The sequence below is a fragment of the Paraburkholderia sp. MM5482-R2 genome, assembly GCF_050436125.1.
Lineage (GTDB): Bacteria > Pseudomonadota > Gammaproteobacteria > Burkholderiales > Burkholderiaceae > Paraburkholderia > Paraburkholderia tuberum.
The window spans coordinates 617979-642884 of the sequence record NZ_JBNDLP010000003.1 but is presented as its reverse complement, the minus strand read 5'-3'; the positions used below and the strand labels follow the sequence as shown (position 1 = coordinate 642884).

General features: G+C 60.2%; 22 protein-coding genes. 8 read left to right on the top strand and 14 right to left on the bottom strand.

The genetic code is table 11. The annotated features are described in order from the left end of the window. Positions 1 to 973: 973 nt before the first annotated feature. Together OKW37_RS25100 and OKW37_RS25095 are read left to right on the top strand one after the other, a co-directional pair. Positions 974 to 1159, top strand: coding sequence for a hypothetical protein (locus tag OKW37_RS25100; RefSeq protein WP_184061621.1), 186 nt, complete (start codon positions 974 to 976; stop codon positions 1157 to 1159). A 572-nt stretch (positions 1160 to 1731) separates the two neighbouring features. Beyond that, positions 1732 to 2034, top strand: coding sequence for a VF_A0006 family four-cysteine protein (locus OKW37_RS25095; RefSeq protein ID WP_184046296.1), 303 nt, complete (start codon positions 1732 to 1734; stop codon positions 2032 to 2034). A gap of 227 nt (positions 2035 to 2261) precedes the next feature. Here the strand turns inward: OKW37_RS25095 and cysQ are convergent, their stop codons facing one another. From cysQ to OKW37_RS25075, 4 genes are read right to left on the bottom strand one after another with little or no spacing between them, the layout of a single operon-like run. After that, a complete protein-coding gene (cysQ, locus tag OKW37_RS25090) occupies positions 2262 to 3089 on the bottom strand; it encodes a 3'(2'),5'-bisphosphate nucleotidase CysQ (RefSeq protein WP_429404218.1) in 828 nt (275 codons plus the stop codon). Beyond that, a complete protein-coding gene (cysC, locus tag OKW37_RS25085) occupies positions 3082 to 3699 on the bottom strand; it encodes an adenylyl-sulfate kinase (protein ID WP_090807528.1) in 618 nt (205 codons plus the stop codon). Before cysC ends, cysQ begins: the two co-directional genes overlap by 8 nt. A 46-nt stretch (positions 3700 to 3745) precedes the next feature. Continuing rightward, positions 3746 to 5554 (bottom strand): carbamoyltransferase family protein, encoded by a 1809-nt coding sequence (locus OKW37_RS25080; RefSeq protein WP_429404216.1) that lies wholly within the window; start codon positions 5552 to 5554, stop codon positions 3746 to 3748. Between the two features lie 11 nt (positions 5555 to 5565). Further along, positions 5566 to 6747, bottom strand: a complete 1182-nt coding sequence (locus tag OKW37_RS25075; RefSeq protein ID WP_429404214.1) for a sulfotransferase — start codon at positions 6745 to 6747, stop codon at positions 5566 to 5568. A gap of 314 nt (positions 6748 to 7061) precedes the next feature. On the opposite strand from OKW37_RS25075, the gene OKW37_RS25070 reads away from it, so the two are divergent. Continuing rightward, positions 7062 to 7943 carry a LysR family transcriptional regulator gene (locus tag OKW37_RS25070; protein ID WP_184069476.1) on the top strand — a complete coding sequence of 294 codons (882 nt, stop codon included), beginning with the start codon at positions 7062 to 7064 and terminating at the stop codon, positions 7941 to 7943. Positions 7944 to 7952: 9 nt separating this feature from the next. On the opposite strand, the gene OKW37_RS25065 is transcribed toward OKW37_RS25070, so the two are convergent. From OKW37_RS25065 to OKW37_RS25045, 5 genes are all read right to left on the bottom strand, one after another. After that, entirely contained in the window at positions 7953 to 9245 is a 1293-nt protein-coding gene (locus OKW37_RS25065) for an ATP-grasp domain-containing protein (protein ID WP_429404212.1), read from the bottom strand. Between the two features lie 2 nt (positions 9246 to 9247). Next, entirely contained in the window at positions 9248 to 10471 is a 1224-nt protein-coding gene (locus OKW37_RS25060) for an MFS transporter (RefSeq protein ID WP_429404210.1), read from the bottom strand. Between the two features lie 124 nt (positions 10472 to 10595). Further along, positions 10596 to 10892 (bottom strand): YciI family protein, encoded by a 297-nt coding sequence (locus OKW37_RS25055; RefSeq protein WP_090807538.1) that lies wholly within the window; start codon positions 10890 to 10892, stop codon positions 10596 to 10598. A 430-nt stretch (positions 10893 to 11322) separates the two neighbouring features. Beyond that, positions 11323 to 14247 (bottom strand): bifunctional diguanylate cyclase/phosphodiesterase, encoded by a 2925-nt coding sequence (locus tag OKW37_RS25050; protein ID WP_429404208.1) that lies wholly within the window; start codon positions 14245 to 14247, stop codon positions 11323 to 11325. Next, complete coding sequence (locus OKW37_RS25045) at positions 14244 to 15479, bottom strand: ABC transporter substrate-binding protein (RefSeq protein WP_429404417.1); 1236 nt, start codon at positions 15477 to 15479, stop codon at positions 14244 to 14246. Before OKW37_RS25045 ends, OKW37_RS25050 begins: the two co-directional genes overlap by 4 nt. 809 nt (positions 15480 to 16288) lie before the next feature. Here OKW37_RS25045 and OKW37_RS25040 point away from each other — a divergent pair. Beyond that, positions 16289 to 16603 (top strand): DUF4148 domain-containing protein, encoded by a 315-nt coding sequence (locus tag OKW37_RS25040; RefSeq protein ID WP_184024579.1) that lies wholly within the window; start codon positions 16289 to 16291, stop codon positions 16601 to 16603. A 274-nt stretch (positions 16604 to 16877) separates the two neighbouring features. Here the strand turns inward: OKW37_RS25040 and OKW37_RS25035 are convergent, their stop codons facing one another. Continuing rightward, on the bottom strand, positions 16878 to 17126 hold the full coding sequence (locus tag OKW37_RS25035; protein ID WP_187610593.1) for a hypothetical protein: 249 nt from the start codon (positions 17124 to 17126) through the stop codon (positions 16878 to 16880). A gap of 184 nt (positions 17127 to 17310) precedes the next feature. After that, a complete protein-coding gene (locus OKW37_RS25030; protein ID WP_429404205.1) occupies positions 17311 to 18357 on the bottom strand; it encodes a phytoene/squalene synthase family protein in 1047 nt (348 codons plus the stop codon). Positions 18358 to 18864: 507 nt separating this feature from the next. On the opposite strand from OKW37_RS25030, the gene OKW37_RS25025 reads away from it, so the two are divergent. From OKW37_RS25025 to tehA, 3 genes are all read left to right on the top strand, one after another. After that, the gene (locus tag OKW37_RS25025; protein WP_429404203.1) at positions 18865 to 20370 is read left to right on the top strand and encodes an RAD55 family ATPase; all 1506 of its coding nucleotides are present in this window, start codon (positions 18865 to 18867) and stop codon (positions 20368 to 20370) included. Positions 20371 to 20376: 6 nt separating this feature from the next. Continuing rightward, positions 20377 to 20727: a response regulator gene (locus tag OKW37_RS25020; RefSeq protein ID WP_184061613.1), complete on the top strand. Its 351-nt coding sequence runs from the start codon at positions 20377 to 20379 to the stop codon at positions 20725 to 20727. Positions 20728 to 20906: 179 nt separating this feature from the next. After that, positions 20907 to 21929 (top strand): dicarboxylate transporter/tellurite-resistance protein TehA, encoded by a 1023-nt coding sequence (gene tehA / locus OKW37_RS25015; RefSeq protein WP_429404201.1) that lies wholly within the window; start codon positions 20907 to 20909, stop codon positions 21927 to 21929. A gap of 65 nt (positions 21930 to 21994) precedes the next feature. Here the strand turns inward: tehA and OKW37_RS25010 are convergent, their stop codons facing one another. Further along, complete coding sequence (locus OKW37_RS25010) at positions 21995 to 22486, bottom strand: DUF4126 domain-containing protein (RefSeq protein ID WP_429404199.1); 492 nt, start codon at positions 22484 to 22486, stop codon at positions 21995 to 21997. Positions 22487 to 22826: 340 nt separating this feature from the next. Here OKW37_RS25010 and OKW37_RS25005 point away from each other — a divergent pair, with 340 nt between their 5' ends. Continuing rightward, positions 22827 to 23705, top strand: coding sequence for a LysR family transcriptional regulator (locus OKW37_RS25005; protein ID WP_429404197.1), 879 nt, complete (start codon positions 22827 to 22829; stop codon positions 23703 to 23705). 4 nt (positions 23706 to 23709) lie between these two features. On the opposite strand, the gene OKW37_RS25000 is transcribed toward OKW37_RS25005, so the two are convergent. After that, on the bottom strand, positions 23710 to 23961 hold the full coding sequence (locus tag OKW37_RS25000; protein ID WP_184061610.1) for a hypothetical protein: 252 nt from the start codon (positions 23959 to 23961) through the stop codon (positions 23710 to 23712). 40 nt (positions 23962 to 24001) lie between these two features. Beyond that, entirely contained in the window at positions 24002 to 24523 is a 522-nt protein-coding gene (locus tag OKW37_RS24995) for a lecithin retinol acyltransferase family protein (RefSeq protein WP_090807562.1), read from the bottom strand. Between the last annotated feature and the right edge of the window lie 383 nt (positions 24524 to 24906).

Genomic DNA, 24906 nt, shown 5'->3' with positions numbered 1-24906 from the left:
CAGGTGGATTGATTCGCCGAGTCGGGCAACTGCGCCGGAGGACCCAGACACGTCGGAATGTGGGCAGAGAAAAGTCGTGATCGTGATGTGGCGGCAATTTCAGTTTAGACGCGGCGGTACTCCCTGCTATATGCCATTCGCATATGCACAGACGGCTCGCAGAAGCCTTTCGACGCTGGATTTGCCTGTGTAGTGGGGCACGCTTGTCTCATCCGCGCCCTTGAATACGGAAAAACAGACGGTGCCGTTCACGCCCGCTTCGCGCGACCTTCATTTGAACTGGCACTCTCGGCCATGTTCAGCCGGTCGCCCGCTCACTCGGCCAGAGATTCAAAAGTCGCTTTCACGCTGAAAGCTGCCGCTCGCTTTGCTCCGTGACCCGGAAGAGGCTTGCCGTTGAACCTCCGACTATGGGTTGTGTGCGCTTCCGTCGACAACAGTTAGTCCAGGCGGCTTGGCGAGTATTCGCATCGCTGCTGCAGCGAGCATCTTCGATGACCTGCATGAGTGCCTCGCAAGAGAACGGCTTGTGCAGATAGACATCGAAGAGCCGGGCAATGTCTCGCTGACTGACAGCGTCTCCCGTCATTGAAACGAGGAAAGCCGCGGAGCGAATCGGCGTTTCCCTCAGCGACCGTGCGACAGACTCATTGTCCTCAGGCTTCGATCGGATTCTAAGCCTCGAGGACATCGTACAAACACGGGATACGGAGGCGGACCGCATGTGTCGCGATCTAACCCACAGCGCCAGACGGAGAGTTGGATCCGACCCACCGGTCGCAGCGCGCATGTCTGTCTACCAATTCGCACTGGTCGCCATTAAAAATCCAATATTTTCAATTAGTTGTGTGATCGCTTACCGCGGTGACACCGTTTGGCACGCACTTTGCCTTGATCCTCATCGAGGAGTATCTACACCCTCAAAACAAGCTCTGACATTCCTGACTGACTAATTTACCCTTGGAGAATCGAAATGAACGCGCTGGTAATCAAAGACCTCCCCGTAGTCGTTGAGATGGATCGTACTGCAATGACCGCCGTCAGCGGCGGCAGGTTGCCGCAGCAGATCGTGAACATCATCCAGGCCGTTGGCGACTATGCAAATGACGCTCCTACTCAGCACAGTTTTACTGGCAGTGGGACTTCTGTGACGTACTAACAGAAACACGGTGATTTCGTAGCTCAAGGCCCCGCCAACGAGGGGCCTCTTTGAATTCGCTTCCGGTGACTTTATCTGCGCTGCCCCGATACCGACCGTTCCGCTTCAATTCGACGGGTTGTTGTGAGCGTGAGCATTCTTTCCGAGGGCATTACGACCGTCTTCTTGTTCACGATCGATGAGGTACTAGGCTTCCGGTTCCTCACCAGGCGTGCTCAACTTTTCTCCTCGTAAAACAACGGACTCCCACGCGGACCGCGGACGCGAAACACCATGACGACGCAGGTCCCAGCACCTTGTTGGCTTAAGCCGCCGTCGGTGTGGCGACCGGCCAGCGGCGGCTAAGTCGAATAGTTGTTCCCGAAAATGCCACTTGAACGTACGGACCGGTCAGTTTTCTGCCAGTGAGAGCGCGCACCGTGACTGGCCGTTGAGGGTCGGTCTGAGGCATTCACATAGGTGGGCCGAGTGTTTGACTCGGCCCTGCCACCACCGGTCATTCGACACTGACGCCTGAATCGCTGATAATCGGTAACTGCCCGCCGTTATATCCCTGAGTCTTGGTCGCAATCATGCTCAAACTCGCCTATCTGTTTCTCTCGATCACGCTCGCCACCCCGCTCTCGGCCCTAGCGTACGGTAGTGATAATCCAGACTACGATCAATGCATTCTGCATTCGTTGGGAAACAGTCAGAGCAGCTTTGCGGCTCGCCAGATCAGCAACTCGTGCGACGCGATTTACAGAAATGGCGCAATGCTTTTGCCGCGCGAAAGAGCGTATCACCTGTGTGTCCTGCAAAATGTGCAGACCGTGAGAGGAGCATTTGCGGTCAACGAGATACTGCATGCATGCCGACGTCAAAATCAGATGTAGGACGGACGCCATTGACGATTGCAGCCCTGAGATTCGCAAGATTTAATTGCGATTGCGTTCATTGACCTCGCCCCGTGGAGACGTGGCGAGACACTGGCACGAACGGCTGCTTCCGGAAAATGCCAAGGTCCGCTTCGGGTCCGACTACTGCCCGACCCGAGGCATCAATGGCGGAGCACGCCGTCAGCTCATCGTCGGACCGGGTGCGGCCAAGAAGGGACCGTCGGCTAGATAGAGCCGCTCGGGCCACCCTCCGCCACAAACCACGGATTCGCGAAATCGACGTCGCTGCTCTGCCCGCGCTTGCCGTAAGTCAACACCGTGCCGTCCATCGACATGACGCGACCACCCGCGGCCGACAGCACCGCGTGCCCCGCGGCGGTGTCCCACTCCATTGTTCGGCCGAGCCGCGGGTAGATATCCGCCGCGCCGCTCGCGATGGCGCAAAATTTCAGCGACGAGCCGACCGACACACATTTTGCGTCGGGGTAGCGCTGGATAAATTCGTCGGTATCGGCCGACGCGTGCGATCTGCTTGCGACGATGGTCGGCGGCTCGCAACGGGCACGCACCGCGATTCGCTGCCGGTTGCGTATTCCGCGATCAGCACCGACCTCCGACATGCACGCGTAACCGGGGCGGCCCGAGTACAGCATGCGCGTCGCCGGTGCAAGCACCACGCCGATCAGTGGCGTACCGTCCCGTATCAACGCGATGTTCACCGTGAAATCGTTGCGGCCCGCGATGAACTCCTTGGTGCCGTCGAGCGGATCGATTAGAAAAAAGGCTCGCCCCAGCACGTTCGGCATCACGCCCGCCGATACCGCCTCTTCGGCCACGCACGGCACGCCGCGATACACCGCGCGCAATCCGTCCACGATGACCGCCTCGGCGGCGTGATCGGCTTCGGTTACCGGCGACCGGTCCGCTTTGGCCCATACCGGGCACCGGTTGTCAAAATACTCGAGAATCTTTTCGGCCGCCGCGATGGCGAGCTGCTCGAAACGGTCCAGCGTGCTGGCATCCACCGACAACGCGTCTTCCTGTTCAATCATTCAAAAACCCCCGCTCCTTCAACCATACCTCCACTCGCTCGACCGTTTTCTCCACCGAGTGCCCGACGGTATCGAGCCGGATCTCCGGTGACTCGGGCACCTCGTACGGAGAATCGAGTCCGGTGAAGTTCTTGATCTCGCCGCGCAGCGCGCGCGCATACAGGCCCTTTGGATCGCGGCGGACGCACTCCGCAATCGGTGTCTCCACAAACACTTCGATAAACTCGGTCTCGTCGAACAGTTCTCTCGCCGCGTCGCGATCCACGCGAAACGGCGAGATGAACGACACGATGACGAGCAGTCCAGCATCCACCATCAGCCGCGCGACTTCGGCCACCCGTCGGATATTCTCGACCCGGTCGCGGTCCGAGAAACCCAGGTCGCGATTCAGGCCGAAACGTACGTTGTCGCCATCGAGAACGTACGTATGTGACCCGTTGCTATGCAAGCGCCGCTCGAGCATCGAGGCGATCGTCGATTTTCCAGACGCCGACAGTCCGGTCAGCCACAACACGGCCGCCTTCTGGTTTTTCTGTTTGGCACGCGATAGTTTGTCGACATGCATTGTGTGCCAGGAGATATCGCTGCTGGCGATATCGGTCAGGTCCATGTCTTTCCCCTATTCTTTTCGACTGGCCGAAATGCGGGACGCCGCATCAAGAAATGGTATCTAGTTGTGCGTCGCTGCGATTCGCCGCCGAGACCGTCACGAACGAAGCGGGCGCACGTTGCGGCGAAGCGGGCAGCACGACCGGTGTTTCGCCAACGGCCATGGGCGCTTTCTCGACGATGAAGTCGCCCATTACCAGCACGTCCAATCCTGTCGAAAAGAAGCATCGAATCGCGTTCAGCGGCGATTCGATGATAGGCTGATCCATGATGTTGAAGCTTGTATTGAGAATAACCGGAATGCCGGACAACTTCTCGAACTCTTTGATCAGACCGTAGTAGCGCCGGCTGGACGTCGCCGACACTGTCTGTAGGCGCGCGGTGCCGTCGACGTGCGTGATGGCTGGCAACAGCGCCTGCTTGTCGGGCAGCACGTCGCACACCATCAGCATGAACGGCGATTCGCCCGAGAAGTCGAAGAACTTCGACACGTCTTCCGCCGCGACGGACGGCGCAAACGGCCGGAACAACTCGCGATGCTTGACCTCGGCGTTGATCTTGTCTTTCATGCCCGGCAGCGTTGGATCCGCGAGAATGCTGCGGCCGCCGAGCGAGCGCGGACCGAACTCCATCTTGCCCTGAAACCACGCGACGATCTTGCCCGTCCGCAGAATGGACGCGGTTTCAGCGCAGACGTCGGCCGATCTCCGATAAGCTACCTTCGATTGGCGAAGCACGTCTTCGATCGCCTCGTTCGAGTGCTCGGTGCCGATATACGGGTGCTCATGGTGATAGCGCTTCTCGCCCTTCAGCAGGCCGTTGTACAGGTAATACGCCGCACCGATGCAGGTGCCGTTGTCGCCCGCGCCCGGCATCACATAGATGTTCTTGAACTGGGTTTCGCGCATCACGCGCCCGTTCGCGACGCTGTTCAGCGACACGCCACCGGCGAGCACGAGGTTGCGCGTGACGGTCTTCTTTTCGAGCACCCGGCACAACTGCAGGATGCTTTCCTCGATCACCCGCTGAAACGCCGCCGCGACATCCCGGTGATGATCCTCGAACGGTGCGCCGCGCTTGCGTGGCGCGCCGAATGCCTGGTAGAACGCGTCGTTGCAGAAGCGGCCGGTGACTTGCGGGAAGTCGAACAGCGACAGATCCAGTTCGATCTCGCCGGCCGCGCTGATCCGCACGAGCGACTTCGCCTTGTCGTAGAACCGCTCGGGATCGCCGCAAGGCGCGAGGCCCATCGTTTTGCCTTCGTCGTAGTTCGGCTTGAAGCCGCAGAACTCCGTCGCGGCGGAATAGAAGCAACCCAGAGAATGCGGAAACAGGCTCTCGCCGAATGCCTGCAGCATGCGGCCCTTCGCATGGCCGAGCCATGTGGTCGACCACTCGCCCCAGCCGTCGATCGACAGCAGCGCGGCTTCGTCGAACGGTGAGACGAAATAGCTGCCGCCGATATGCGACAAGTGATGGTCGATGAAATGCACTTTGGGACGCGCTCCGCGCCGGTCCCACGTTCTGTTGTACCAGCTCCAGAACGCTTTCTGCCGCGCTCTCAGTCGCAAGAACTCATAGGAGATGAAAGAGCCCGCGGCCCGGTGCAGCGACGCCGCATACAGTGCCTTCGTGACGACATGCTTGTTCGGATTGAACGAGATCGCGATGTGGTCGATGTCCGATGCTTTCAACCCGCTGCGCGCGAGACAGCTTTCGATCGCGCGCTCCGGAAACTTCTGGGAATGTTTTTCGCCCGTCAGGCGCTCGTCTTCCACGGCAACCAGCAGTTCGCCATCGGCAACGACACATGCGGACGAGTCATGAAAAATGTAGTTCAGACCAAGGATGTTCATCAGACGGACTCTTACAGGTTGTGTTGGGTCGCGAGACCGTGTTCGGGAGCGCCGGCCCCGATGCGGGCGACGAACGCGCCGAAGGCTTCGAAGCCGTCGACACTGCGCGGCGCGTTCACATAGCCGGAATCGCGCCGGTCCTGCTCCGCCTGCATGTCCGCGAGAAGCCGTGCATAGTCGCTGCTCAGCGGCACGCCGATGGCCGCATAAATGCGTTCGACGGTATGCTGGATTTCCGTGGTGAACTGGTCGAACGTCAGGTAGGTGATCGCGTTGCTTCGCTCCAGCTCCCCGCAGAATTCAATCAGTTTCAAACACTCCTCTTTACGGAATTTCATGTTTTCTTTATCCCAATCCGCGATGAGTTGCGGGTCGACGCCGTGCTTCGCTTTTGTACAGATATCCGACATCGTCACGTACGAACTGACAAATTCTTCCGGCGGCCTGACAATAGCCACGAAATTAGCGTCATTGAATTCATCGTGTAATAATTTATACAGATCGACACTCTCATTTTCTTTCGTCAGCCATGTACGACCGCCGCCACGATAATAAGCGGTCTTTTGAACTGTTTTTCTGAATGTGAGCAAAAGTTTGCGTTTTTCTCTCGCGCTCAGCATTTGCACTTCCATTACACGCTTCAGAACTTCAATAAACGGGAAGCGCCGGAACGTGAAATAATGGTGATACATGCGTTCTTCAAAAAATATTCCGTGCTCCTCGACACTGCCCAACTGGTGTTCGTGAATCTTCGCGGCAAGCCGGCCTAATTCGGTATTCGGCCAATAGCTGATTCCCTCGACGCATTTTCGCAAACCCAATATATCGAGGATTTTCCACAGCGTGATGAACGGAAAGCGCCATTCCAGATGCGTCAGGGAAAAGAAGGTATTCGCGTCGAGCGACAGCGTCCGCAGCAGGAACGTGGTTCCGCTCCGCGGCTGGCTCATGATGAAAACCGGCCTGGCCAACTTCTGCTGCGTAAACCGTGAAAACAGAATCTCGTCAAGATACCAGAGCACGGTGAAAAACGGTGCATAAATCAATTCCTTGCAAAGATGCCATACCATGCTGCGCTTCTGATTCAGCGTCACCTCGCGGCTTCGAATAACCTCCCTCGCGACGACAAGAAATGACCGCCACAAAAAGAACGGACAACAGGTAACCAGAAAAAAATAACTGATCAATACCATAAACAACACCACTCACCTCCCCATACTTCAGTTTAAAAATTAATTCCTTCTGAAGAACGATGTGCGTTATCACGAAATTGACTTTGATTATCATATATCTACAAATGGTCTCGATGCATCTGCAGATTTGCAGTCTTGAACTGCAAAATTGCAGTGCATAACAATTTATACAGACGTGCCTGCACTTAATTATCCATATTGATTTAAAACAGCGGCGCGCGACCAGTGATTTCACATTGTTTGACTATTGGCGCATATCGGTGATGCAGTTATGATCCGATCCAGACGATAGATCGCGTAAGGAAATACGGTGTATGTCAAAAGAAAACTGGGACGACCTGCGGGTCGTGCTGGCCGCTTCGCGGACCGGCAATTTCGGCGAGGCGGCGCGTCTGCTGTCAGTTAACGAAAGCACGGTGGTCAGGCGGATTGCTCAGGTCGAAGAGCGGTTGGCCGCGCGCCTGTTCGATCGCGTCAAAGGCAAACTGACGCTGACGGATGCGGGCCTCGAAATCGCCAGCCTCGCCGAGCGCATCGAGATCGAAGTGCAAAGCTCCACGCGGACGATTTCCGGCGCCGATGTTCGCGTCGCCGGCACCGTACGCGTCACGTCGGTGCCGATCCTCACCAACCGTATTCTCATTCCGGCGTTGCCGAATCTGCTCGGCCAGCATCCAGACCTCAACGTCGAACTGGTCGCTGAAGCGCGTTCGCTGAGTTTGACCAAGCGTGAAGCGGATATCGCGATTCGCCTCGCGCGGCCGCGCGACGAAGTCAGCGTGGTCGCGAGAAAACTGGGCGATCTGCCGTATGGTGTCTATCTGCGCGAGGGCGCGGCAGAAGACACGCTGCGATGGGTCACCTACGATGATCGGATGAACGATCTGCCGCAAGCGGAGTGGATGGCGAAAACCATCGGACTTGGACAAGGATCGGCGGGCCAGGTGATGGTCAACGATGCGGAGGCGCTGCTCGCCTGTGTACAGGAAGGTCTGGGCAAAACGCTGCTGCCGGTCGCCGTCGGCGAGAGCATCGGCGGCCTTGTCCGTGCGACGCAATTTCCTTGCGACCTGACACGCGAAATCTGGCTGCTCGTGCATCCCGACCTGCGCAAGCTGAACCGGGTGCGCACGGTTATTGACTGGGCCGCGGCGACGGTGAACGCGCTCGCGTCGCGCCACGCCGCCGGGTGTTGAGGCGAGCGCTTAGCGGAACAGATAGTCTTCGCTCGAACTGCGCAGTTTGATGCCGGTCGCCCGAGCCGTTTGACCGATGATCCACTCGGCCAGTAGGCTGCTTTCGTGCGCCGATGCGCCGACCACCTGAAAGTGAAACGGGCACGTACTGCTGTCCATTTTCGCCACCCGCGTGCCGCGGCTGACGTCGAAGCGCCAGCCGGCCAAACGTTCCTTGAACGGCGCGTTCCAGTGCGGCGCGATCGCTTTTTCCACCTGCGTCGATTCCGCCGCGCCGATCATTCTGGTGGTCGCCGCCTGGATCGGCACGATGTCGCGGCACGCGACCGGCATCGCGCGCGTCAGGTACATGTCGACGAGCAGATCGTAGGCGTCGATGTCGGTCGCGAGCTTGAAAACCGTCGGCATGTTGCCGCCCATGATGCGCGGATTCGCCTCCACCAGCACCGGCCCGTGTTCGCTCAGAATGAGCTCAATGTGGAAGATGCCGAAGTCCAGCCCCACGCTGCGCACGACCTCGACTGCGTAAGCGCGCAACGCATCCGCCACTTCCGACGACACGGGAGCCGGCATCGTCGTGCCCAGTTCGATCGCGGGTTCGTCAATGCAGCGCTTTCTGGCGGAGACGATCAGCGGCACCACTTCGCCGGCGGCCGCCGCGACCTCGACGGATAACAGCGGCCCGTCGATGTAATCCTCGAGCAGCGTTTGCGGTGAAATCGCGTCCAGCAAACCGGCAGGCAACGCAAGCTGCTTGCCCAGCGAGGCGAAGTACGCGCGCAGCCGGTCTTCGTTGTCGATCTTCTCGGCCAGGATACTGCCGCCGCCGCTCAACGGTTTCGCGATGACCGGATAGCCGATGTGCGCCGCGCGCACGAGTGCCAGCTCAAGGGTGTCGACGACGAAATGGCCGACAGACCTCAGGCCGCTCGCGCTGATCCGGTCGCGGCAAGCGGCCTTGTTCTGCGCCAGCGACAACGCGGCCGGGTCGGTGCCCGCGAGGCCCAATCGCTGCGCGCAACGCGCCACCGAATTCGCGCAGTACTCAAGCACCGTCACCACCGCGTCGAGCGGATGTTTACGGTTCAGCTCGGACAGCGCGGCAAACAGTTCGTCCTCGTCTCTCGACGCATCGATGCGGACGATCCGGTCGGCCAGACCGCGTGCTTCGATCGCCGACAGATCGCCGAGAAATTCGACAAACTGCTTCGACGAAACGAACGTGACTTCGTGTCCGCGGCGCTTCGCGGCAAGCAGCGCATTCAATCCGACCGGATTACTGTCGACAAACGCGATATGCATGATTACCCCACTTCTTTTTCAAGGAAGCCGGCTTGGTTCCCGAACGCCGCCCGGCGAAACCGGGCGAACAGCGGCACCAGCGCGGCGATGACTATCACGATGAGCGTGACCGGCGCGAAGCCGATTTCGCTCACCAGATAACTGCCGCCCAGCGAGACGGCCAGCATCAGGCCGAGCGCCCACGCATTCGCGTTGGCCATGATTCTGGGCATGCTTGCCGACGGCACAGAGGTGAGCACGAAGCGCATATGCACGCAGTACGCGGCCTCGAAGCCGAACGCGAACACCGCGTACATCGGCACGCCGAACGCAGGGCGCGTGATGAAGATCAGCGGAATCAGCGTGGCGAGCGCGAGGCAGTGCGACAGTGGCCCGATCGTGCGATAGCGGCCGCCCGCGACACCGATGCGCGCCGCCGCGAGCGCGCCGACCACATACGCGATATTAGTAACGGCCTGCAGCAGCGCGATACCCGATGCCGGCATGCCGAGTTGGTCGACCGCGAAGACCGAACGGGCGATGTTGTGATACCCCTGAAAGAGCGCCACCGCGGCAATGAAATAGACGAGCGCCGATTGCGCATCCGGATCGGCGCGCTCGTTCACCGCGCGCGATTTGCCGGACTGATCGGCGGGTTGGCGTGCTTTGGCGACCGTCGCATAGCTGCAGGCCGAAATCAGGTGAAGCGCGATCGACAGTGCGATGACCTGCTGCGAACTCAGACGCGGCAGGAACAGCGCGCCGGCCAGCGCACCCACACCGCCGCCGAACAGCATCGCTGTGTTGTAGTACGACGCGGCGCGATCCAGCGTGGCGCCCGTAAAAAGCCGCTTGACCGCGACGGGGCGCGCGACCTTCGACAGGTTGTCGAACGTGCCCTTGACAACGAGAATCCCGAGCAACGGATAGAGATCGTTCAGCAGCCGCATCGCGACCAGCAACGAAAGCGCCGAGCCCACTTCCGCCGCGATCAGAAGCGAGCGCCCGTCGTATCGCGAAGCGAGCGACCTAATCAGCGGCAACGCCAGCACTGCCGGCACCCACTGTGTCAGGACGATGCCGTTTGAAAAGACCGGGGAGTGGGTTTGTGTGAACACGGCGGCTGACAGTGTCATCAGCAGCAGGAAGGTTGCGACCGTTGACGCGAATATCGCCGCCCAGATTCGCACGAACGTCGCGTCGCGCACGACCCAGGTTTCCGGCAGGTTGAGTGACCGTTGATTCACGGAATCCTATGCCTTTTCGGCTAGTTAAATGATCGAGATGAACTTGATAAAGCCGCGCACGCTGAATATAAGCGGCGATGCTTAAAATTCAATTTCTTCTAAAGTAAGCATCCAACCAGCGAAGCTATACATTCCGCCTAACCGTCGAAAACACCTGGGGCCATTCAAAAATGCGAAACGACTTTCTCAAACCGGTCGGCCAGAATGGATCTTCCTTGATTAAACCGAGGACCTGCTCCGGCGTTTCCGCCTCGACCACCCACAGGCCGCCTGCACCAGTGCCGTCAGCCGTGTCGATCAGCGGTCCGGCCTGCAGAAACGCCGCCTTGTTTTTTTGAAGAAACGCCAGATGGAGTTTCATATTTTCCGCACGAGCAGAGGCAATCGCCTCGTTGTCCTCGAACTGCACACAGTAAATCATTTTATTTTCCCGAATGACGCTATGCTGGACATAGTAGCATCGGTACGGCAGGTTTTACTCGCGCATATTTGCCTGGCAGAATTGCATTAATGCGGGCGGTGGGGATGAACTTTGCGCTGTTCAATCCCATGGATTAGAACCGCAGTCCGTTGAGAAACTGAAACCAGAACTCGCCGGGCGTGGCGGCGGGATCGTTACGCGCTCAACTGGTCGCCGGTTTCCGGATGGAGCTGAATTTGTCTGCAAGCCCTGCCGGTAGATGCTTGTTTAGCCTTTGAAGATAGCGATAACGGTGCCCACGCGGCTGCTAGTGCCGGTATGGCTGTGGCCGTCGTTCCAGAGCTAAAACCAGCGGCTGCCGAGGTCGCCGAATTGAGCTTTCGGATATTGGGGAAACTTGACGTAGCGGTTGAACACGTTGCTGACTGGTTCAAGACGCGCGCCTGGCTGTCGGCCACACCCGCTCCTCAAATTGATCAGACGGAACCGGCTCCGAATACAAAAAGCCTTGCGCAAAGTCACAACCCACGGCGGCGAGAAAATCACGTTGATCCGTCGTCTCGACCCCCTCGGCAATAACCTGCAATCCCAACTTGTGAGCGAGCATGACCATTGCTTCGCAGAGCGCCTGATTGCCGCCGTCGAAACCGAGGTTCTGTACGAATGAACGGTCGATCTTGAGATAATCGATGTCGAAGCGCTTCAGATAGGCCAAGGACGAGTAACCGGTCCCGAAGTCGTCGATCGAAATCCCGATTCCTGCCTCGCGGAAACTCAGCAACTTCTCGTTCAATTCGGCGTCCAGTAACAGCCCTTCGGTTATTTCAATTGCCACGCTCTGTCTAGGCATGCCTTGCCGAATGAGGTATTCCGACCATTGGATACACACCAGATTGTCCTGGCGAATCTGCACCGGTGAAATGTTGACACTGATCTGAAACGATGGATGGAATCGTCGGCGCCATTGATGCGCCTGGCGCACGGCCTGTTTGAACACCCAATCGCCGATCGGAACGATGAGCCCCGTGTCTTCGGCCAATGCGATGAAATCCAATGGACTGATCGTGCCGCGCACAGGGTGCAGCCAGCGAATGAGCGCTTCAGCTTTGTAAATTTCGCCAGTCGCCAGATTGACGATAGGCTGGTAATAAACACGGAACTGTTCGACTTGCAGGGCGGTACGTAGATCGCTCGTGAGACGCTGGCGCTTTTCTGCCGCCACTTGCAAGTCGGGCGTAAAGTAGTGGAAACGGTTGCGCCCCGCGGCTTTGGCCGCGTACATAGCCTGGTCGGCATTCTTGAAGAGAACATCCAGTTCTGTCCCGTCGTTAGGGTAAAGCGTGACTCCGACACTCGCAGAAATGAAAGCCTCGTCCGGACCAAGCTTGAAGGGTTGGGCCAGCGCGGCGATGATCGTCTTCGCGATCTGTTCGATGCTCCCGGTGTCGTCCAACTCGGGCAGAATCACCGTGAACTCGTCACCGCCAAGTCGAGCGACCGTGTCGAATTCACGCACACACGAGGTAATGCGCCTCGCGGCCTCGATCAGCAGGATGTCGCCCATATCGTGTCCGAGCGAGTCGTTGACCTCCTTGAAGCGGTCGAGATCGATCAGCATCAAGGCCATCGGCCGCCCGGAGCGATGGGACACGCCGGCTTCATGCTCGAGACGGGCATGAAACATCTGGCGGTTCGGGAGATGGGTCAGCGCATCGTAATTAGCCTGTTTCCATATCGTTGCCTCGAATGCCATCCGGTCCGACAAATCACGACCGACCGCCAACACGGAGTTCACCTCGCCCGACGCGTCGATCTCTGGAGTGAGCCTGATATGGCTGCACTGTTCCTGTCCGTCCTTACTGAGCCATCTCAGTTCGAATTGGCGACTTTTCCCGGTTGTAATGGTTTCGCTGATCTTCTTCTCGTAAGCCAGCGCGTTGGCACCGCCCGGTATCTCTGAGGGCCGTTTGCCGAGCGACTCGCGAAGGCTGCGGGCCGCCGAGACACAGAAAGCCGGATTGGCGTAGGTGCGGCGCAGCTCCCGGTCGTAGCGCGTGATCGTGTCAGGTGAATTCTCGATCAACGTGCGCGACTCCTGCTCTTTGGCGACGAGCTCGGCCGTTCGCTCGATGACCGTCTGCTCCAAGGTAGCGTTGATCTCGTTGATCTTCTGGATCTTCTGCCCGATCGCCGCACTCATTCGTTCGAACCTGTGCGCCAATCTGCCCAATTCATCCTTTACGCCAATCTCACTGCGCGCGTCCACCGATGCCTCCGCCTCTGCGCCTGCATCGCTACCGGTGTCGTCCATCCTTCGCACCAGATCTTTGAGCGGTACAGAGATGCTGTGTGAAATGAAGTTGGCGAGGAAGATCGAAAGCAGAAACCCCGAAATGCCCACCAGTATGATTTGATCGCGTACGGACTGTGCCTCCGCCGTCAACTTCTTCTCCGGGATCGTACTGACCACAAACCATTTTGTGCCGGCGATACCCGTGTATGCAGCGAGATATCGGTCGCCATTCTTGCCATGGAAGTCGACGAAGCCATTTGGCTCGCCGTGCGGATCGGCGTTTGTGATTCTTTCGAGCAGACCCGGTTCAGCCTTTCCGTCGGTGCTCATTGAAGAGCCGTCGGCACGAACAATCAGCTTGTCGCTGCTGGCGTCAAGTACATAGATCTCCGTTCCACTGCCCACGGCGACGTCATTGAAAATCGATGAGAAATACTCGGGGCGAATCACTAGAACCAGATTACCGATCTGTCGATTGTCGCTCTTGCCGATGATGGCGCGCACCATCCCGAGATCTTGCTGACCGGCCCCGTTGTCATAGCTGCCCCAGTAAGGCCGGCCATTTCGATCGGGAGCCTGTTGGACCAGATGCACCACACTTCGCGTCAATTGCGCGAACGCCTGGGTGTCCGTGATCCGGTTGTCCTTGTCGAGCAAATATTTCTGATTGATGAAATCAACCGCGCCGTAGTGCTCCAGGAGCAGTCGGGTCAGATCCTGGCGAGCTTCGCTCTGCTCCTTTTCATTGCCGTGTGCGACGCGGGTCAGCGCGTCTTGAACCTGATCGGAGAGCACCAGAAGACTGCTCTCCGTCTCGATCTGCTCCATCCGCAACGAGATGTTTTTGGATACCTGTTTGACTACCTCTTTGGAAAATATCTCCGCTTTGTGCTTGAACTCTGCTGTTGACTCCACATACGAAATGTAGCTGGAGACAAGTATCGGTATCAGCGAAAGCAGGATAAACGCGGTTATCAGCCGGTAGCGAATTTCGACCCGGCGCAGCAGATCCAACGAGAAGTAGGCGAATGCGCTTCGCAGCCAGGCGATCAGTGGGCTCATTTGTAGTGCATCTTCGCTTCATTCTTAACAGACTCGTCCAGGAGTTTTGCAGCCTGCATTGGCGTGATTTTCCTGAACAGCACATCCTGTATCAATCGATGCAAGCGCTCGATGGAATTGGAGGGTAGAAACGAATAGTACGGGCTGCCGGTCACGGCATAGCGACTGACCATGTTCGTGTAGTCGACAATCTTCTGATCGCTCACCACCATGCCCGGGAACTGCTTGAATGGGGAAATGTTCTGGCGCTTGATCTGGAGGATGGAAAACCCCTGCCCAGCGACGAACTCGAGAAAACGCATTGCCGCGGCCTTGTTGGGCGTTTCCGACACCGCAAACCCGGTTTCGCTGCCGATCACGGGCACCACCTGCTCGCCTGGCGCGTTCCACGGCGGGATGAGCACGCCAACTTCAAACGGATTGCCGTGCAGCAACAGACCGGCTGCCCAACTACCGTGAAAAGCCATCGCGACTTTGCCCTCCTTGAATAGCCGTATGCCATCATCGTAGCCAGTTGTCGTGAACGATTCCTGTACGAAACCCCGTTCCGGCATCAGCCTGATCCTGGCGAAAATATCCGCTACCTGGGGGGTGTTCAAATCCAGCGTGCCATCGCTGATTTTGTCCTTCCAGTCTGGCTCGCGCGCAACCACATTGTTAGCAAAGCCTGAACTGAAGGGGCCATTGCCGAGCATATTTGGGAAGCCGCCGTTCCACATTATTGGCGTATAGCCCGCACGTTTGAGCTGTTCGCAAACCGCCAGGAATTCGTTGAAATTGGTCGGCAGCTCCCTGATCCCCGCCTTCGCAAACATGTCCTCGTTGTAATAGATCAAAGTCGTAGCCATTCCCCCCGCTATTCCAAAGTGCCTGGATTGGCGACTGGTCCAGTCCTTTTTGAGAGGATCGAGCATGTTGTTCCAGGCGGATGTCTTGCTAACGTCGGCGAGGAGCCCTTGATCGGCCAGGTCGGCCGCGTAGGCATTCGGGTTGATACTCACCAGATCGGGCAAGTTGCCGGAGGCGATCCGCGGCTTGATATTTTCTTCCACCGAATTGCCAATCATGAACTGCACATCCACGTGTATGTCCGGATTCAGCTTGCTGAATTCGGCAGCAATCTGAAGCATTTCTTCCGGCCAGTCAGGAGCCCAGACCAAGGCGGTGATGGTGGTACTGGCCGGCCCGCTCGTGCTCGAAGAATCGTGGTCTCGCTGATGGCAACCGCACAACGAGAAAAGAATGAAACAGGCCAAGACCGACAGCAAGGAGCCAAACTCAGTTTGTCGCACGTGGGGTTCACTTTTTCAGGTTCGGCATGGATTGGACGGCCCTCGGCAGAGGCTATGGGCGCATTCGATGGCAAACCGGTGAAACTTTCATCGCGGTCGAATCACTTGCATAACCAAGGCGGCGTCCCTGCAGCGGTAAGTTGTGACGAAGCCCGGCATGCCGCTGCGCATTTCATCACAAATCTTTCTCGCTGCCGGCCGATCTTTTGTCATCGACGACGCCTATCGATCGGCACCTGAATGTCTATAAAACAGGGCTGCTTAGAGCTCTTGACGGGTAGGCACTCACACGGCATATCGGCAACAGACGCAGATACTTTAACTGAAGGGAACGCCTGTACTTCCGGTCGTCCGCTCAGGGCCGATGACCCGCCGAGCGACTGGCAGGAATGGATGGCCACTGTAGTTTGGAAGCTGCCGAATATGTGGTGATGGGTTCACGGTCGGCTTGGGGTCGATTTGAGGCAATCGCGGACCACCTTACTCCTGCAAGGGATGTCGACCGCCCGGATCAATCACGAACTGTGCTAGCAGTCGTTCACCGACCTCGCATAGTTTTCATTTCCTGTGACACCGGCCACGCGCCTAGGCGTTAACCCTAAAAGTTCCGTCGCTTTATATCAATTTTCGCAACAAACATTACCTACCTCACGACTTACTCTGTCCAGTTCGCCAAATTACAATGCAATCACTGACTACGAACAAGCAAGTTCGCAGCAAGATAAAACCCTGAACTGGAGGTAAGTATCATGAAATCGCTGATTCAAGCCGTTGTCATCGCCGTCGCTGTCGCCGCTCCGGTCGCCGCGTTCGCGCAAGCCAACCAGCCCGTGACCCGCGCTCAAGTGCGCGCCGAACTGATCCAACTGGAAAAGGCCGGCTATCAACCTGGTCACGCCGACCCGCACTACCCGGCTGACATCCAGGCTGCGCAAGCCCGCGTCGACGCGCAAAACGGCGTCGGTCAAGCCGCTACCGGCTTCGGTGGTGTGGTGAGCGGTACGTCGCAAACGAGCCATGCGGCTCCGACGAGTGGCCCGAAGTCGGTCTACTTCGGTCAGTAAGCGGTAGGTGGCAGGCGGTTCGTCAAGCGCAGCTGTGTGGCCACGAAGCCCTACGGCGAAACGAACCGCGAGCACTTCCAAATAGCGCGTCCTTGCGACGCGCACCCCGATTCAAATGAACTGGCCCGCGACTCGGGTATCTCCGAGCGCGGGCCAGTTCGTATGTGGTTACCTCCGTCATCGGGCTCCCGATGACTTCGCCCAGGCCTTCACGGTCTGGGCGCTTTTTCGCGCCGCTCTGCGTGCGCCGCGATGAATTCTCAGTTGCCCGCGCTCAGTCGCGTGCGATCAGATCGCCGACCTGGCCGCGCCCGGTCACGAGGCAACTCGACAGGAAGCTCTCGCTCTGCGCGCTCGCGCCAGCGTCACCAAAGCCCTTTTTCAACGCGTCCGATTTGACGAGCGCCGCGCCCTGGTGACACGTAATCGTGCCGACCTCGCCCGCCTGCGCACGCATCAACGCCCGATCCGCCATCAGATAGCCAAGCAAAAGCACCAACGCAATATTGAACGCTTGTCGCATGGGTCGCCTCCTTTTCGAAGAGACTAACGTGAAGCGCGAATGCAGTGGCCTGGGGCTTTCCCGATTGTTGAAGATTCAATGATCCAGAATAAATCGCGGCTACTGCGGGCGATTCGTAGCGCCTTGAAGCGATTCAGTTTTATTCGATGCGCGTGACTGTGCGCGCAACCGTAGGCGTTTACGCCTACAGCCGAGTTTCGATCCGCGCGATGCGGCTATTGATCGCATGGCGCACCAGCGCATTCGACGGCACCAGCAGTAGCGACGACGCGATGATCCGATACACGTCATGGCGCGTCACCTTCGACACTTTCGCCGGATCGAGCCACGCGTCGTTATCCGCGAGCAGCAGTAAGGTGTCGAGGCCGATGAGGATCGGCCACAGGCAGGCGAGCCGCAAGCGCACCGCGCTCACCGGAATCGCGAGCGTATAGTCGAGCGCCGCGCGGAAATGATCGAGCGTCTTGCGCAGCAGTTCGACGAGCAGCGGCCGCGCGCGCATCGAATTGGCCGGTTGCAGCAGATCGCGCGCGCTCAGACCGTGGCGCTCGAGCATGCACTGCGGCAGATAGCAGCGGCCGATGCGCAAATCTTTTCCGCAATCGCGCAGCACGTTGGTCATTTGCAATGCCTTGCCGAAACGCACGCCACGCTGCTTCATCGTGTCGGGTTGTTCTTTCAGCGTGCCCGGCATGTGCGCGTAAGTCATCGTGGTCCAGAACTCGCCGACGCAGCCCGCGACCAGATACGTATAGCGATCGAGTTCGTCGTATGCGCGCAGCGCCGCGATCTGGCCGGAGCGTTCGTCGGGGAACGTGCGTAGATCGAATTCCATGCCCTCGGTCAGCGTCGTGACGATCGCGCGCACCGCGTGGCGGTCGGACTCGCTCAGTTGCGCGAGCACGTCGAGCGCGGGGCTCAACGATTCGAGCAGCAGCTTTTCATCCGACTGCGCCTGCTGACCCGCGACTTCCGCGGCGATGCGCTGGAACGGCGCGCTGTCGACGGCCACGCCATTGACCTGATCGCGCAACGCGAGCAGCAATTCGAGGCGTTGGCCCGGCGCGATCAGCGAGGTGTCCGCAATCGTATCGGCCGCGCGCGCGAGCAGATACGCAAGGCCGATCGGATCGCGCATGCCGATGGGCAGCACGCGCAGCGTCAGATAGAAGGAGCGTGAAACGCCTTTCAGGAGCGGGCCGAGAAGAAAGGCCCGGGTCGGATTCGGCATGGGTTGGATCGGTTGGCAAATAGGCGGGGGAAAGCCCGCTGGGATCAGGCGCTGCCGAATTGTATACGGCGAGGCGCGTCACCCGGTACACCATGAACCAGCATCAGAAGCCGTCCGCCGAAGCCGGCGCCACTCGCAGCCGCCGTTCGAACCTGCACCTGACCTATCTGATCGGCAGCCTCGACCGCAGCCTGCGGCGCCGTATGAGCGAAGTGCTCGCCTTTCCGTTTCATTGCATCGGTTTGCAAGTTCGACCGGCCACCGCACCTCACTCCCCCCTCATGCCGCACGCACCGCGCTCCTCGCCGCCGGCCTTTTTCGCCCTCTCACGCCGCCCTGTCGAGCACATGCCGTTCGCCGAGCACGCGTTGCCGGATAGACTCCCCGCATTTCACGCCGCGGGACACTGTCGCTCGCGATCGGGAATGGGGATTGCTGCCACGACTGGGTTGAGCACAGGACGGTCACGACCAGGCCGTCGCTTGCACTTTGAACGACACATCGACAATGACTACCGACGCATCCAACACGTCTCGCCCGTCCGAGGCGGCCCGACCTGACGCGGCCCGACGCAATGTCGAAACCGGCGTGCCCGGTTTCGACGAGATCCTCGGCGGCGGTCTGGTGAGCGGTGGCGTCTATCTACTGGAGGGCATGGCCGGCGCCGGCAAGACGATCCTGTCGAGCCAGATCGGTTTTCATCGGGTGCGGCAAGGCGAGAAAGTGCTGTACATGACGCTGATCGCCGAATCGCACGACAAGCTGCTCGGTCACCTGAAAGGCCTGAGCTTTTTCGACGAAGCCGCGGTCGCGCAGCAGATGCTGTTCGTGTCCGGCTATCACGAGCTGATGCAGGACGGCCTCGACGGTTTCCTGAAGCTGATCGCGTCGAGCATCTACGACTACCGGCCGAGCCTGATGATCATCGACGGCTTTCGCAGCGCGCGCGAATTCAGCGAAACCGAGCTGTCGCTGTCGAAGTTCATTCACGAGCTGAACGCGCTGGTCGCCGCGATGGACTGCACGACGCTGCTGCTCGCGCCGCTGTCGGGCAACGAGTCGCATCCCGAGCACACGCTGGTGGACGGTCTGATCGAGCTGAACAGCTATCACGACGGCATGCGGCGCGCGCGCGAAATCGAAGTGCACAAGATGCGCGCGCGCGATCATCTGATGGGCAAGCACTTCTTCCGCATCGCCGGCAGCGGGCTGCTGATGTTCCCGCGCCTCGAAGCGCAGTGCGCGGAGCAAGCGGGCCCCGTCGATCTGAAAGCACGGCTCGGCTTCGGCTTGTTGCACCTGGACAACCTGCTCGGCGGCGGCTTCGCGCAAGGCGCAACGACCACGCTGATCGGCCCGTCGGGCGTCGGCAAGACGCTGCTGTGCCTGCAGTTCCTCGCGGCCGGTCTCGCACGCGGCGAGCGTTGCGTGTATCTCGGCTTCTACGAGAGTCCGCAGAGACTCATCGGCAAGGCAGAAGCGGTGTCGATCGCGCTTGCCGATGCGTGGCAGGATGGTCGTCTGATGGTGCTTTGGCAGCCGGCGATCGAACTCGCGGTCGATGAAATCGCGTCGAAAGCGCTCGCCACCGTCAAGCAGACCGGCGCGACGCGCATCGTGATCGACGGCGTCGAGGGCTTTCGCGATTCGGCGTTGCGTACCGAGCGCTTCGGCCTGTTCCTCAATGCACTGCTGCATCAGTTGCGCGAAGCGACCGTCACGACGCTCGTCACGGAGGAGCTGCCGCTGTACAGCGATCCGGGTCACGCGAAGGCCGTGCGCGTGTCGGCGTTGACCGAAAACCTCGTGCTGCTGCGCTACGCCGAGACCGAAGGCGGACTGCGGCGCGTGATTTCGGTGGTGAAGCAACGCGAAAGCGCGCACGACACGTCACTGCGCGAGCTGTCGATTTCGTCGCAAGGACTCGACGTGATCGACGGCTCGCCCGGCGCCGCGGGCACCCAACCGACGCCGGGCCTGTCGGCCACGCTGCAATTGGGGCGAAAAACCTAGCCGCCCATGAAAACCATTCTGGTGGTGGACGACGAGTTCGACATCCTCACGGTGTGGCGGCTGCTGCTGGAACGACACGGCTATGCGGTACGGACGGCGTCGAACGGCTCCGTCGCGCTCGAACTGGTCCGTTCGAGCCGGCCCGATATCATCGTGTCCGATTGCATGATGCCGGTCATGTCGGGCCTCCAGTTGTGCGCGACGCTGTATGAGGACCCAGAGCTGCGCGAGATTCCGATCATCCTGTGCAGCGCCGCATCGGACATTCCGGTGCAGCCGAATCCACATTTTGCCTACGCGCGCAAGCCGCTTTCGTTCGACCAGCTGCTGGCGATGCTGGTGCGCATGGGCGGTTGACGGCCGCCCTTCCTCCCCCGCCTTCTCTGCCCCTTTCCCCCGCTAAAACACAGCTTGAGACGCTCGCGCCATTTGTCGAGCGTTTGCAGCGTTCTGCGATTCTCCGTGGCCTTTTACAGTAGGCCATCGATCGCGCATGGCCAGCAACCCGCAGCGCGACGCAACTTTCGGAGGTCGTCATGAACAGCAATCGTGGTGCGGTTCCCGCTGGCTTCTTGAGCATCGCGGTGGGCTCGTTGGCGCTGGCCAACCTGTGGCGCGTAGCAATCCGCCTGTGGCACTTGCCGGCCGTCGCCGGCAGCGTGGTGACGATCGCGGCGCTCGCCGTCTGGGTCATCATTCTGTTCGCCTACGCGCACAAGTGGTTCGCACGGACCGCCGACGCACGCGCCGAACTGGACCATCCGGTGCAGTCTTCGTTCGTCGCGCTCGCGCCGATCTCGACGCTGCTTGCCGCGCAACTGCTGCAGCCGTACGCGCATACCCTCGCGCTGACGCTGTACGGCATCGCGGCGATCGCGCAACTTGGGCTCGGCGTCTATCTACAAGGCAAGCTGTGGCAAGGCGGCCGCAAGCCCGAACTGACCACGCCGGCGATCTATCTGCCGACGGTCGGAGCGGGCTTCGTCGCGGCGGCGAGCTCGGCCGCATTCGGCTTCCATCAACTGGGCGAGCTGTTTTTCGGCGGCGGCATGCTGGCGTGGCTCGCGCTCGAATCGATGATCCTGCATCGCGCCGCCGTGCATGAACCGCTGCCCGAAGCGCTGCGCCCGACCCTCGGCGTGCAACTCGCGCCGCCAGTCGTCGGTGGTGTCGCGTATTTGAGCCTCACCAGCGGCACGCCCGATCTGTTCGCCTACGCGCTGCTCGGCTACGGTCTCTATCAGGCGCTGATGCTGCTGCGTTTGCTACCGTGGATCCGCCAACAGGCATTCGTGCCCGGCTACTGGGCATTCAGCTTCGGCGTAGCGGCGTTGCCGACGATGGCGCTGCGTCTCGTCGAACGCGGCGCGACGGGTCCGATCGAATTCGCGGCACCGGTTCTGTTCGTGGTGGCGAACGCGATCATCGCGATTCTGGTCGTGAAGACGCTTCAACTGCTCGTGCAAGGCAAGCTGATGCCGCCCGTGGCGGCGAGTTCGACGGCGGCGGCGCCGGTCACGCAAGTCACGACGGCCGCGCGAATCGCCCGGGTTCAATAAGCTGCGGGCAGCGACCGAACGCGGCGGCGACGCGCAAAGCGTCCCGCCGCGTTTTTGCGTTTGTGTCAGAACCCGTGCAACGACACGACGATCAACGCAGCCGCGACGATCGCGACCACGTCCTCGATCAACGCCGCGGGCGCATCGCGCCCGAACATGCTGGCGAGCGAACTGCGCACCTTCGCGCCGCCGAGCGTGCCGATCACCGCGCCTACCGCGCCGACCACCGCGCCCACCACCCCGACGATCATGCCGCCCGCCAGGCCGCCATGCGCGCCGCTAATCGCCGCGCCGCTCAGCGCACCGAGCACGATTCGCGCGCCGAACTGCAGCGGCACCTTGCGGCTCGGCGTTTCGGGCAATTGATCCGTGATCAGTTCGATGACCGCCAGCACGGTGAAGATATACGGCGTGGCCGCGAAGCCGAGGAAGGCGAGCGACGTGCCTTGCAGCGGCAGCCATCCCAGACGCGCGGCCCAACTGACGGCGGTGGGAGCGATCATCGCGCGAAGGCCGGCGACGACGCCAATCAGCAAGGCCAGAACATACACGGACATAGCGGACTCCCGATCGAGGGCAATGATGCAAGGTTGCACGAGCCGACGGCTTACCTGGACGAACGTCGGCAGAACATGTCGAGCATTCCATCTGGACAGTCAACTTCTCACCACCTACATCGAGGCAATCCGTGGCGGCCGTTCACCGTTGCTCACAATTGCCGGCTCTTCATTGCCGACTCGCCACCGCGCGTCTGGCGCGGCGCCGGGCATGCGATTGCCCCCGTCGATGTGGCCCTAGTGTCGCACAATTCGACTGGCGAATAAGAGACAGGGAGTCGGCGAAGTGGGCCGATGGTGATAAGTTAGCCCACTCACAAGAAAATCTTGTATCTGCACCATGAGACCGTATCTTCCGCTCAACGCGCTGCGCGCGTTCGAATCGTCCGCGCGGCATCTGAGCTTCACGCGCGCGGCGCAAGAGCTGAACGTGACCCAAGCCGCGGTCAGCCAGCAGGTCCGCTCGCTGGAGGAGCGGCTCGGCACCGCGCTATTCAAGCGTTTGCCGCGCGGCCTCGCGATGACCGACGAAGGGCTCGCGCTGCGCCCCGTGCTGTCCGACGCGTTCGATCGTATCGAGGCGGTGCTCAAGCAGTTCGACGGCGGGCATTTTCACGAGGTGCTGACGGTCGGTGTGGTCGGCACGTTCGCGGTCGGCTGGCTGATGCCGCGCCTGAAGTCGTTTCGCGACGCGCATCCGTTCGTCGAGCTGCGGCTGCTGACCAATAACAACCTCGTCGACCTCGCGACCGAGGGCCTCGATTTCGCGATCCGTTTCGGCGACGGCACGTGGCCCGGCTCGCTCGCCACCAAACTGCTCGACGCGCCGCTCGCGCTGCTCTGCACGCCCGAGATCGCCGCGCGCCTCGCGCGGCCCGACGATCTCGCCAACGAAACGCTGCTGCGCTCGTACCGCATGGACGACTGGATGAACTGGTTCGCGGCCGCGGGCATCGCGCCGCGGCCGGTGCGCGGACCGGTGTTCGATTCGTCGCGGTTGATGGTGGAAGCGGCGATACAGGGCGCGGGCATCGCGCTCGTGCCTGTGTTGATGTTCGAAAGGGAGATCAATACCGGGCGTCTGGTGCGCCCGTTCGACGTCGAGGTCAAGGCGGGCAGTTACTGGCTGACCTGCCTGAAGGGCAAGCCGATGACGCCGGCGATGTTGCTGTTCAGTCAGTGGCTCGCCACGGAAGCGGCCACGGCGGGTCACGCATGAGTTTCTACGCGGCCGTGCGGCAATACCCGTTCATCGCGGGCCGCTCGGCTTGCGGCGGGAACACGTTCCACGAACCGTCGCCGTGGCGGAAGAAGAAAATCGACAGCAATCCTTCCGGCTTCAACGCCTGCACACATACATAGCGTTGCTGTTGCGACGCGTGATGGCAGAACCGCACCACGCGCGCGGGCATCGACGGCGTGGGTGCGAGCCATTTGTCGACGGCCCAGTGCAAGCTTTTTTCTGCGGCTACCATGATGTTCTCCTCGAATCGTCCCATTCCTGACGCGCTGCGTTCACGCGACTTGCGCGAGTTGCGCCACGCGGTGTTCGTTCCTCGCTCCGCTCTCGACAAACGCCTTCACGAGGCACAGCAGTGCGCGCATGCCCGTGCTCGGATGGCGCAAGCAGCAATGCACCTGTTCGCTGCGGCTTTCGCCGAGCAGACACCACGCGCAGAAGTGTTCGCAGTTGTTGGTCAGCAGGCGATAGCGGTTCTCGCCGAGGCGGGAGCGCGCGCGGCGCACCGCATCGGCGCCGACGTAGATCGCGCTCGGCGTCGCGCGAACCGACAGCGAATGGCCGGCGGCGAAGCGCGCGAGTTCGACTTCCTCGACCGGTCCGGGATGCGCGGAGGCCGCAAAGCCCGAGTAGTGCACGACGCGGCCATTGCCGACATAGATGCCGTGATGTTCGTAGCCGTTGCGTTGCGTGACCAGATGTGCGCCGATCGGCAGATCGATCGTCGATGATGCGGTGTCGCAAGCGGCTGCGGATTGCGGGTCGTCGTCGCGTGTATCGAGCGTTTGGGTGTTCATGGCTGGCCTCGTTCGCATTTCCAACACTGTTGCGACAGCTTTTGCATCATCCGGGCCAGGCGCCGGAAAACCCCTGTTTACAGGGTTGACGGCCGATCGAACGGTTTTCTGAAGAGGTAGATGTCAGGACGGGACCAACAGAAATCGCGCTGATCTGTTGGTGTGTGACGCTCATTTGCGAGCCGTGTCGCGGGTTGATTTCAACCGAATGGAGAACCCGTGGGACCCCGCCGAATGTGTTGGGTCTCACACCTGTTCGAATGGGGGCTTGTTGGCCGCGAGCCGACCGATCGCGTCGACCGCGTTCGTGGTAAAGCCGCGCAAGCCGCGCCAGTCAATGCGCCGCGGGCTTCGCGTCGAATCCGCCCCCGATTGGCATGGCC

Bases quoted from the DNA above. Each gene is read 5' to 3' on its own strand.
- OKW37_RS25100 (WP_184061621.1), top strand. From the start codon at position 974: ATGAACGCGCTGGTAATCAAAGACCTCCCCGTAGTCGTTGAGATGGAT.
- OKW37_RS25095 (WP_184046296.1), top strand. From the start codon at position 1,732: ATGCTCAAACTCGCCTATCTGTTTCTCTCGATCACGCTCGCCACCCCG.
- cysQ (WP_429404218.1), bottom strand. From the start codon at position 3,089: ATGATTGAACAGGAAGACGCGTTGTCGGTGGATGCCAGCACGCTGGAC.
- cysC (WP_090807528.1), bottom strand. From the start codon at position 3,699: ATGGACCTGACCGATATCGCCAGCAGCGATATCTCCTGGCACACAATG.
- OKW37_RS25080 (WP_429404216.1), bottom strand. From the start codon at position 5,554: ATGAACATCCTTGGTCTGAACTACATTTTTCATGACTCGTCCGCATGT.
- OKW37_RS25075 (WP_429404214.1), bottom strand. From the start codon at position 6,747: ATGGTATTGATCAGTTATTTTTTTCTGGTTACCTGTTGTCCGTTCTTT.
- OKW37_RS25070 (WP_184069476.1), top strand. From the start codon at position 7,062: ATGTCAAAAGAAAACTGGGACGACCTGCGGGTCGTGCTGGCCGCTTCG.
- OKW37_RS25065 (WP_429404212.1), bottom strand. From the start codon at position 9,245: ATGCATATCGCGTTTGTCGACAGTAATCCGGTCGGATTGAATGCGCTG.
- OKW37_RS25055 (WP_090807538.1), bottom strand. From the start codon at position 10,892: ATGATTTACTGTGTGCAGTTCGAGGACAACGAGGCGATTGCCTCTGCT.
- OKW37_RS25050 (WP_429404208.1), bottom strand. From the start codon at position 14,247: ATGAGCCCACTGATCGCCTGGCTGCGAAGCGCATTCGCCTACTTCTCG.
- OKW37_RS25040 (WP_184024579.1), top strand. From the start codon at position 16,289: ATGAAATCGCTGATTCAAGCCGTTGTCATCGCCGTCGCTGTCGCCGCT.
- OKW37_RS25035 (WP_187610593.1), bottom strand. From the start codon at position 17,126: ATGCGACAAGCGTTCAATATTGCGTTGGTGCTTTTGCTTGGCTATCTG.
- OKW37_RS25030 (WP_429404205.1), bottom strand. From the start codon at position 18,357: ATGCCGAATCCGACCCGGGCCTTTCTTCTCGGCCCGCTCCTGAAAGGC.
- OKW37_RS25025 (WP_429404203.1), top strand. From the start codon at position 18,865: ATGACTACCGACGCATCCAACACGTCTCGCCCGTCCGAGGCGGCCCGA.
- OKW37_RS25020 (WP_184061613.1), top strand. From the start codon at position 20,377: ATGAAAACCATTCTGGTGGTGGACGACGAGTTCGACATCCTCACGGTG.
- tehA (WP_429404201.1), top strand. From the start codon at position 20,907: ATGAACAGCAATCGTGGTGCGGTTCCCGCTGGCTTCTTGAGCATCGCG.
- OKW37_RS25010 (WP_429404199.1), bottom strand. From the start codon at position 22,486: ATGTCCGTGTATGTTCTGGCCTTGCTGATTGGCGTCGTCGCCGGCCTT.
- OKW37_RS25005 (WP_429404197.1), top strand. From the start codon at position 22,827: ATGAGACCGTATCTTCCGCTCAACGCGCTGCGCGCGTTCGAATCGTCC.
- OKW37_RS25000 (WP_184061610.1), bottom strand. From the start codon at position 23,961: ATGGTAGCCGCAGAAAAAAGCTTGCACTGGGCCGTCGACAAATGGCTC.
- OKW37_RS24995 (WP_090807562.1), bottom strand. From the start codon at position 24,523: ATGAACACCCAAACGCTCGATACACGCGACGACGACCCGCAATCCGCA.